The sequence below is a fragment of the Sphingomonas sp. genome, from assembly GCF_039594485.1.
Lineage (GTDB): Bacteria > Pseudomonadota > Alphaproteobacteria > Sphingomonadales > Sphingomonadaceae > Sphingomonas.
Genome location: NZ_JBCNNI010000065.1, coordinates 1 through 8,864, shown reverse-complemented (window position 1 = coordinate 8,864; position 8,864 = coordinate 1). Strand labels below are relative to the sequence as shown.

General features: G+C 62.3%; 10 protein-coding genes and 3 pseudogenes. 7 read left to right on the top strand and 6 right to left on the bottom strand.

Annotated features, from left to right (window positions below; genetic code table 11):
• The 3 genes from ABDV78_RS19050 to ABDV78_RS19040 form a co-directional block, all read left to right on the top strand.
• On the top strand, nt 1-1,207 hold a 1,207-nt coding region (locus ABDV78_RS19050; protein WP_343529030.1), incomplete at its 5' end, for a YadA-like family protein.
• 71 nt (nt 1,208-1,278) lie between these two features.
• Nucleotides 1,279-1,824 carry an OmpH family outer membrane protein gene (locus tag ABDV78_RS19045; RefSeq protein ID WP_343529029.1) on the top strand — a complete coding sequence of 182 codons (546 nt, stop codon included), beginning with the start codon at nt 1,279-1,281 and terminating at the stop codon, nt 1,822-1,824.
• Nucleotides 1,814-2,575, top strand: a complete 762-nt coding sequence (locus ABDV78_RS19040; protein WP_343529028.1) for a hypothetical protein — start codon at nt 1,814-1,816, stop codon at nt 2,573-2,575. Before ABDV78_RS19045 ends, ABDV78_RS19040 begins: the two co-directional genes overlap by 11 nt.
• A 175-nt stretch (nt 2,576-2,750) precedes the next feature.
• Here the strand turns inward: ABDV78_RS19040 and ABDV78_RS19035 are convergent, their stop codons facing one another.
• Both ABDV78_RS19035 and ABDV78_RS19030 read right to left on the bottom strand, forming a co-directional pair.
• Nucleotides 2,751-2,918 carry a hypothetical protein gene (locus ABDV78_RS19035; RefSeq protein ID WP_343529027.1) on the bottom strand — a complete coding sequence of 56 codons (168 nt, stop codon included), beginning with the start codon at nt 2,916-2,918 and terminating at the stop codon, nt 2,751-2,753.
• Nucleotides 2,919-2,953: 35 nt separating this feature from the next.
• Complete coding sequence (locus tag ABDV78_RS19030; RefSeq protein WP_343529026.1) at nt 2,954-3,451, bottom strand: IS5 family transposase; 498 nt, start codon at nt 3,449-3,451, stop codon at nt 2,954-2,956.
• 306 nt (nt 3,452-3,757) lie between these two features.
• On the opposite strand from ABDV78_RS19030, the gene ABDV78_RS19025 reads away from it, so the two are divergent.
• On the top strand, nt 3,758-4,378 hold the full coding sequence (locus tag ABDV78_RS19025) for a recombinase family protein (RefSeq protein WP_343529025.1): 621 nt from the start codon (nt 3,758-3,760) through the stop codon (nt 4,376-4,378).
• Here the strand turns inward: ABDV78_RS19025 and ABDV78_RS19020 are convergent.
• Nucleotides 4,347-4,518: pseudogene (locus ABDV78_RS19020) on the bottom strand (IS3 family transposase); the annotation flags it as partial. The gene ABDV78_RS19025 and the pseudogene ABDV78_RS19020 sit on opposite strands and share 32 nt — an antisense overlap.
• Nucleotides 4,519-4,604: 86 nt before the next feature.
• On the opposite strand from ABDV78_RS19020, the pseudogene ABDV78_RS19015 reads away from it, so the two are divergent.
• The 3 genes and pseudogenes from ABDV78_RS19015 to ABDV78_RS19005 all read left to right on the top strand — a co-directional run.
• Nucleotides 4,605-5,167: pseudogene (locus ABDV78_RS19015) on the top strand (transposase); the annotation flags it as partial.
• Nucleotides 5,168-5,224: 57 nt separating this feature from the next.
• Nucleotides 5,225-6,448 (top strand): IS256 family transposase, encoded by a 1,224-nt coding sequence (locus tag ABDV78_RS19010; RefSeq protein ID WP_343529024.1) that lies wholly within the window; start codon nt 5,225-5,227, stop codon nt 6,446-6,448.
• 43 nt (nt 6,449-6,491) lie between these two features.
• Nucleotides 6,492-7,109, top strand: a pseudogene (locus tag ABDV78_RS19005) (IS3 family transposase); the annotation flags it as partial.
• Nucleotides 7,110-7,508: 399 nt separating this feature from the next.
• Here the strand turns inward: ABDV78_RS19005 and purQ are convergent.
• The 3 genes from purQ to ABDV78_RS18990 form a co-directional block, all read right to left on the bottom strand.
• Nucleotides 7,509-8,177, bottom strand: a complete 669-nt coding sequence (gene purQ / locus ABDV78_RS19000; RefSeq protein ID WP_343529023.1) for a phosphoribosylformylglycinamidine synthase subunit PurQ — start codon at nt 8,175-8,177, stop codon at nt 7,509-7,511.
• On the bottom strand, nt 8,177-8,407 hold the full coding sequence (gene purS, locus ABDV78_RS18995; protein ID WP_175313981.1) for a phosphoribosylformylglycinamidine synthase subunit PurS: 231 nt from the start codon (nt 8,405-8,407) through the stop codon (nt 8,177-8,179). The genes purQ and purS overlap by 1 nt, the downstream gene beginning before the upstream one ends.
• The coding region (locus ABDV78_RS18990) for a phosphoribosylaminoimidazolesuccinocarboxamide synthase (protein ID WP_343529022.1) at nt 8,407-8,864 on the bottom strand (458 nt) is incomplete at its 5' end. The genes ABDV78_RS18990 and purS, both read right to left, overlap by 1 nt.

Here is an 8,864-nt window from a genome sequence, read left to right as displayed (position 1 = left end):
CGATGTCGCGACGCTGACGGCCTCGGGCGGAACGGCTGCCAACCCGGGCAATGCGCAGAAGCTGACCAACCTGGCCGCGGGCACGGTGTCGGCGTCCTCGACCGATGCGGTGAACGGCTCGCAGCTCTATGCGACCAACCAGCAAGTCGCGCAGAACGAGTCGAATATTTCCAATCTGTCCAATGCGATCTCGAGCGGCTCGATCGGGCTCGTCCAGCAGACGGGCGGTATGCCCGGGAGCGGGCAGATTACGATCGGATCGATGACTGGCGGCACCAGCATCAACGTCGCCGGAACGAGTGGTGATCGCACGATCTCCGGTGTGGCCGCCGGTGTCGCCAAGGACGATGCGGTGAATGTCGGGCAGTTGGCAGCGGCGATCGCCTCCGCGTCGGCCAATGCGGTGCAATATGACGACAGCAGTCGCACCAGCGTGACGTTCAACCCGGGCGGCGCCGCTACGGGGCTGCACAATGTCGCGTCGGGGGCCGTCTCGTCGGCATCGACCGATGCCGTCAACGGATCGCAGTTGTTCGCAACCAACCAACAGGTGGCGAGCAACACGGTTCAGATCAGTTCGCTGGTCAACGGCCAGGCGGGGCCGTTCCGGTCCAACAACAGCAGCGGTCTGGCAGCTCCCTTAGCTGCAGGAGACGATGCGATTGCTGGCGGTTATGGCGCGGTAGCCAGTGGTTTGAGGTCTACAGCAATAGGTGCCGGGTCCAGCGCGACAGGATCGAATTCGGTGGCGCTCGGCTACGGATCCACGGACGGTGGCTTGTCGAATGTGGTCTCGGTTGGCGGCGTCGGTACCGAGCGCCAGATCACGAACGTCGCAGCGGGCACGCGCGCCACGGATGCGGTCAACGTCGGTCAATTGAATACGGGCCTCGCAAGCACCCTGCTACAAGCCAACAATTATACCGATGGTCGCGTCAACGCTCTGGCCTTCGATCTCGGCCGGGTGAGGCGCGATGCGAACACGGGAACGGCGATCGCCATGGCGAGTGCCGGACTGCCGCAGGCCTATGAAGCCGGCAAGGGCATGATCGCTGGAGCGCTGGGCGTCTATCAGGATCAGACGGCCCTCGCAGTCGGCTTTTCCAAGGCGTTCGTAGACGGCCACACGGTCGTGAAGGGAAGCGCTTCCTTCTCCACCCAGGCCGGACTGGTCGGGGGTAATGTCGGGATCGGCTACCAGTTCTGACAAATACATCGTCTTTGGGGGCGGCATCCACGTCGCCCCCACTTTCCCTCACGACATACAAAGATAAATTGATGCGCGCGCAAATCGTCCTGATGGCATTACTTGTAGGTCTTCAAGGTAGCGCCAATGCTGCCGCCCCCACCCCAGCACCCGTTGCGCCTTTTCGCTTGTGCGTGATCGATCAAGGCGCATTGATCAGTCAGTCGAGGCTGGCTGCGAACGAAGCCGCTCGCTTCCAACAGGTCAGGCAGGCGGCTCAAGCCAAGTTCGACAGCGACAGCCGAACGCTTGAATCGGACGCGCGCGCGCTGGAATCGTTTCGAACGGCGGTGCCGCCGGCAACGTTCAAGGTCAAGAGCGATGAAATCGCCCGACGTCGCGCTGAACTTCAGCAACGCGGTGATCAGATCAATCGAAGCCTGTCACAACTCGATAGCAAGCTTACCAATGCCGTGTCGCAAGCTGCCGGCCCCGTCATGCGGACAGTCAGCATCGCACAGGGCTGTTCGGCGCTCATTTCCGCGTCCACGCTCGTGGGCGTCTATGACGCAACCATCGATATCACGGCTGCGGTGGCGCAGCAGATGAACGGGCAACCCGCGCCGGGTGGGCGCTGATGCGATCGGCAATGGTGTCGCCCGCTATCGGCGCGGTGGCCTGATCATATCCGCAACAAAAGACTTCCACAAAGGAATCGAATATATGTTCAACGTTATGCTTCGTGGCATTCATTGCCGTATCGCGCGTTCACGGCAAAGCGGTACCATGTTTGAGCGCGCAGTAAGTAATGAGCAGTATCATTCCGGCCGCAGATGGTGGCGCAACGTCTCAGGCTACACTGGCATAGCCGTCTTGCTTACCGTCGGCGGATTGGCGCAAAGCCCGGTCCCGGCGCAGGTGCCTGGCACCTCGAAGCCACCACAAGCGCAGCCCGATCCCTTCTCCACCACCATCGCCGATGCAGGTGTCAAAACCTGTGCCGCGACCTATGCCGGCCTTGGAAAAGCGCTGGCCGCTGGAACGCAATATACGGTCCAGACCCAGACCAGCAAGGTCGATGCCGATCATCACTCCGTCCGGGGGGTTGTGGGCATGTCATATGGCCCATCCAATAAGGGCTATTCCGGTCCCGCCGCCGGTCTCGTATTCGCGGCTCCCGTGGGGCAGCGGTGCGAGGGAGCGATAGTGCGGGTGGTGCCCTTTCCGCAGCCTTGCCAGACTGTCGTCGCAAGCCAGATGCCTGGTGTCAAACCTGAGCAGTCTCTGGCAGGGACTCAGATTTATCCATCCTCCGATCGCGGTCAGATCGTGCTGATACCGGCAAACCAGAACTGCGTCGCCATAACGATCTTTGGGGTTTCGGGCTGAGCGCAACCGGGGGTTGCCGGTGGCAGCGCCGGTTCCTCTATCATCCGGTTCACATGTCCTTGCGTCCGGGGACACTCCCCCCTCGGACTGCCGTTGTTGTATGCCGTTGTCGATAAGCATGGCGTGAATGGTGCAAGCATGGCCGCGACCAGGTTGCGCAAGAACTGGGCGGCAATCAGCTTTCCGATCGACCGATCCGGTCGATCGGCACGAACAGGCATGGCCGGCCCTCCGCGATCTGCACCTCGACGAGGTCGATGCGGGAATAGCCGATCCGGTCAGGCCTTAAACTTGGGCGTGGCAGCCTATCGCGGGTAAATTCGGGTGGCCGGCTGGTGTCCATGGCGCGCTGCAGGCAATGTTGCAACGACAAGCCTGTCAGGTACAGGACCGGCGCCTGCTGCGTGTAGAGTCGGTCATGCGACCAGCATGTTCGAGGAGTGCAGGCACCGCTTTCACGTCGCTGACCTTGCCGACCGATGGCATCGGCGAGCGCGTGCGCCTTTCTCGTCCATCCGCCGCGTAAGCGGTCGATCGCCTGGACCTGGCGCCCCCTTTTCCGCCGAAGGCTGCGCGTTGCGCCTTGATGTAGGTGCTGTCGATCGCCGTACTCTTCGTGAGCACGCCGACATCCACCAGCGCGTCGAGCAGCTTGAGCCAAAAGCCACGGCGCGACCAGCGGTTGAACCGATTGTAGATCGTGGTCGACGGCCCGTAATGGGCCGGGCAGTCGCACCAGCGGCAGCCGACCTTCAGCACATGCACGATCCCGGAAATCACCCGCCGGTCGTCCACTCGCCGCGCGCCAGGCTGGTTGGTGGGCAGATGCGGCTCGATCGCCGCCCAGGCTTCATCCGACAACCAGAACAGCGCCATCCCTAAACCTCCTGACCCCCCATGCCAGTGGATCAGAAAAAACTGCGCTCTTCAATAGACTGATTGAGTTTTGAACTCCAATTCAAGCTGGTTGACCTTGAGGAAATCACGTCGCACGAGGCCGATGCTTCAAAGCAATAAAAACTCTATGTTTGACATGGATTTCGACATTTTATTTTTCTAAACTTGCTATATTTAATTGTTTTAATTTCGAAACGGCTCCCATTGATCAAACCAAATTATAGGACCCGGATTTCATCTGCCCTTTGCAGGACTGGTCTGGGGTAAAGCACGACAGGGGATGCGATGATCGTTGGCTACGCTCGGGTTTCCACCGAGGAACAAAAACTCGATCTCCAAATCGGCGCCCTCAAAAAAGCAGGGTGCAATCGTATCTTCCAGGATAGAGGTTGTTCGGGAGGCAGTTTCCAGAGAGACGGCCTTGAGGCTGCCTTCAACAGCCTGAAGCCGGGCGGAACGCTCGTCGTGTGGCGGCTAGACCGCCTTGGCCGCTCGCTTTCCGGCTTGGTCGACCTCATTGATCGATTGGGTAAACGCGACGCGCATTTTCACTCGTTGATGGAGCATATTGACACCAGTTCGTCGGGTGGACGCCTCATGTTTCATATGATGGCGGCACTCGCCGAGTTCGAACGCGCGCTCATCAGCGAAAGGACGCGGGCAGGATTGGCGGAAGCGAAGTTGCGCGGGCAGATGATCGGTCGTCCCAAACGGCTCGACCAAGCGGACCTTCGTCGGGCGCTGGACTATAAGTATGTCGAGCGCCGGACCACGTTCGAAACCGCGCTACATTTTGGCGTCTCCGTCCGCACGATGCAGCGCTACCTCCGTGAAACGCGTATCATCTATCAACAGTGCGACGATAATCGGCCGATAATGGCGAGACGCGGGCTTGATCGCATTTGAGGCAATGTACGAAGGCCTCCGAGGGCCGTCGGACTTCGGGATTCGAACAGGCGTGAAGCGGGGTCTCAGCCCAAGCTGTCGAGCAAAGGTGCTTGTTTCGCGGGCGGTATAGGCTGGCCGTTGTTCGACGGCATATCGACCTTCTCGAGTGATCGTCCTCCGTTTCGGCGGACACCAATGATAGGCTCTGCTGAGCCAGGAGGTGTATTGAGCCAGGAGGTGTATGATGGCAAGTACGACAAAGCGTCGGTTTACGGACGAGTTCAAGGGCGAGGCGGTGGCGCTGTGGGAGACGAGCGGTCGGCTGTAGACGGAGGTGGCGGCCGAGTTGGGGATCATGCCGACGATGCTGCGTCGCTGGCAGCGCAAATTGCAGGAGGGCAGCGCCCCGCCGACAAGCCCGGCGGCGAAGCCGCCAGTATCGACGATGGCGTCGCCAGCGAATCAGGCGTCGGAGATCGCGCGGTTGCGCCGGGAGTTGGACCGGGCGCGGATGGAGCGCGACATCTTAAAAAAAGCCGTCGGCATCTTTGCGGAGATGCCGCGGTGAAGTTCGCCTTCATCGAGCAGCACGCGTCCACCTGGCCGGTGAATGTCATGTGTCGCATGCTCGGCGTGTCGCGCAGCGGCTATTACGACTGGCGCGGTCGGCCACCGAGCATGCGGACGACGGCGAACCTGGCGTTGCTTGGCGACGTGCGTCGGCTCCAGGCACGCCATCAGGGGCGATACGGATCGCCGAGGATGCATGCCGCCCTGCGGGCGGAAGGTCATCGATGCAGCCGGGGCGGGCCTGTCAGGAATTTCGTGTGCGGGCGGGCATAACGGGAAAGAAGGAGCCCCGATATGTCCCGACGCAAAGAACCCGCGATACCGAACGAGCTTCTGGACCAGTTGCTGGCCGGCGGTGACGCAGGTGCTGCCCTGGCGCAGGGTGGCCTGCTGGATGCGCTGAAGAAGGCGCTGACCGAGCGCGCGCTGAATGCCGAGATGGATCATCACCTGGCCGGTGAAGAAGGAGCCGGAAACTCCCGCAACGGCTACGGCCGGAAGACGATCACGACGGATACCGGCAAGCTGGCGATCGACGTGCCGCGCGACCGGCAGGCGAGCTTCGACCCGCAGCTGATCGCCAAGTACCAGCGGCGCTTTCCTGGGTTCGATGACAAGATCGTGTCGATGTACGCGCGCGGCATGAGCACCCGGGAGATCACGGGGCACCTGCACGATCTGTACGGCATCGACGTATCGCCGGACCTGATCAGCACGGTGACCGACGCCGTGCTCGACGAGGTGGCGACCTGGCAGCAACGACCGCTCGACCCGGTGTATCCGCTCGTCTTTTTCGACGCGCTACGGGTGAAGATCCGGGACGAGGGCATGGTCCGGAACAAGGCGATCCATATCGCGCTCGGCGTCCGTGCCGATGGTGCCAAGGAGGTGCTGGGTCTGTGGCTGGAGCAGAACGAGGGCGCCAAATTCTGGCTCAGGGTCATGAACGAGCTCAGGAACCGTGGTACCGAGGACATCCTGCTCGCCGTCGTCGATGGCCTGAAGGGTTTCCCAGAGGCGATCACCGCCGTGTTTCCCGACGCCGTGGTTCAAACCTGCATCGTCCACCTGCTGCGCAATTCCATGGACTTCGTCTCCTGGAAGGACCGCAAGGGTTTGGCTGCCGCATTGAAGGAGGTCTACCGCGCACCCAGTGCCGAGGCGGCCGAGCAGGCGCTGACCGCATTCGAGGCCGGCCCCTGGGGCACCCGCTACCCCGCCATCGGCCAGAGCTGGCGGCGCGCCTGGGCCGAGGTGATCCCATTCTTCGCCTTTCCCGACGAGGTTCGGCGGATCATCTACACGACGAATTCCATCGAAGCCCTGAACTCGAAACTGCGCAGGGCGGTGCGGGCCCGAGGGCATTTCCCAAGCGACGAGGCGGCCACCAAGCTGCTCTACCTGATCTTGAACCGCTCGGAGAAAGAGTGGAGAATGCCACCGCGTGAGTGGACCATGGCCAAGGCCCAGTTCGCCGTCATATTCGGCGAACGCTTCATCAAGGCCATGGCGGCATAATGTTCATCCGCCCGCCCACACACGAAATTCCTGACAGGCCCGCCGGGGCCGTGTCGAACGACTCATGCGCCGTCATCGTATCCGCGCGCTGGCCGGGCGTCGGTTCCGGCCCTGCACGACCGACAGCCGTCACTATCTGCCGATCGCCCCGAACCTGCTGGCGCAGAACTTTGTGGCGACCACGCCAGATACGATCTGGCTTGCCGATATCACCTACATCGCGACCGGCGAAGGCTGGCTGTATCTGGCCGCGGTGCTCGATCTGGCAACCCGCAAGATCGTCGGGTGGGCGATGCGTGACCATATGCGAACCGGGTTGCCACTTGCTGCCATGATGATGGCCGCTCAGCGGCAGCGTCCAGCGCCCGGCCTCATCTGCCGCTCGGATCGCGGGTCGCAATATGCCGCCGGTGCCTATGTGGATTACCTGTCGGCGATCCACGCCACGCCCTCGATGAGCCGCACCGGCAATTGCTACGACAATGCCCCGATGGAGAGCTTGTTCCATACCCTCAAGGTCGAACTGGTCCATCAATGCCGGTGGGCGACCCAGGCGGAAGCCCGGCAGGCGCTGTTCGGATACATCGAAGGCTACTACAACCGGCACCGCATGCACTCGGCCCTCGGATATCTGACACCCGAGCAGTGCATGACCGGCTAACCCAGTGTGTCCGCCGAAACGGGGGACGATCATCAATCCGATCCACCAGATGCCGGGACTGAACACCTAGAAAGATGCTGTTAAGCCGCCCTCGCCACCCGAATTTCCCAATGATCTGAGTGCCCATCGCTTTCACCTCGGGCGCGCCATTTCTGTTCAGCTTTGGGCACTACAGCACCCGGCCGGCGTCAGGGACGCCTCTACTGCCTCCTCCTGCATCGCACTCCTGATTCGTTCCACAAGCCCGTGGACAGCGCCAAAAATGCCGAATCACGCCGGGGAGGGAGCACGAAAAAGGGGGAAGCGAGTGGCCCCGCTTCCCCCTTTTGTAAAATGTCGTCCGATGGCCTTCGCTTGCCTGCGTGGATGGCTTGCGCAGGCTGGACCGGATCAGGCCGTTCAGGCTCCGACCATCTCCAGCAGGCCCTCGAACAGCCGGCGGCCATGATCGCCGCCATGCGCGGCTTCGATGCGGCGCTCGGGGTGGGGCATCATGCCCAGCACGTTGCGCTTCTCGTTCAGCACGCCCGCGATGTTGCGCGCCGAGCCGTTGACGTCCTCGGCATAGCGAAAGGCCACGCGGCCTTCGCCTTCCAGCCGGTCGAGCGTTTCGGCATCGGCGAAGTAATTGCCGTCATGATGCGCGACGGGGATGCGGATGGTCTCGCCCTGTTCGTACAGGCGGGTGAAGGCGCTGTCGGTGTTGGCCACCTCCAGGTTCACGTCGCGGCACACGAAGTTGAGCGAACGGTTGCGCATCAGCGCGCCCGGCAGCAGTCCGGTCTCGGCCAGCACCTGGAAGCCGTTGCACACGCCTAAGACCGGCGTGCCCTTGTTCGCGGCGTCCACGACCGCGCGCATGATCGGCGAGCGGGCCGCGATGGCGCCACAGCGCAGATAGTCGCCATAGGAGAAACCGCCCGGCACGCCGATCAGCCCCAGTCCTTCGGGGAGTTCGCTGTCGCCGTGCCAGACCATGGCCGGCTTGACGCCCGTCACCGCCTCCAGCGCGACGGCGAGGTCGCGGTCGCAGTTCGAACCCGGAAAGACGATCACGGCGGTCTTCATCAGGCGCGCTCCACCCGGTAATTCTCGATCACGGTGTTGGCGAGCAACTGGCGGCACATCTCGTCGATCTGCGCATCGGTCGTCTCGTCGGCAACCTGCATCTCGATCAGCTTGCCCGCGCGCACGTCATCGACGCCCGCAAAGCCCAGGCTGCCCAGCGCGTGCTGGATCGCCTTGCCCTGCGGGTCGAGCACGCCGGGCTTCAGGGTGACGAAAATCTTCAGCTTCATTACTTGCCCCGGCTCTTGCGGTGTTCTTCCAGATCGAGGACGGCGGTGTCGCCCCCCTCGGGCAGCAGGCCCAGACGGCGTGCCACTTCCTGATAGGCCTCGACCTCGCCGCCCAGGTCGCGGCGGAAGCGATCCTTGTCCAGCTTCTCGTTGGTGGTCATGTCCCACAGGCGGCAGCCATCGGGGCTGATCTCGTCGGCCAGGATGATGCGACCAAAGTCATTGTCCCAGATACGGCCGAATTCCAGCTTAAAGTCGACCAGGCGGATGCCGATCGCGGCGAACATGCCCGACAGGAAGTCGTTCACGCGGATAGCCAGATCGGCAATGTCGTGCATCTCTTCCTGGCTGGCCCAGCCGAAGCAGGCGATATGCTCGTCGGTGACCATCGGGTCGCCCAGCGCATCGTCCTTGTAATAATATTCGATGATCGTGCGGGGCAGCTTCACGCCCTCTT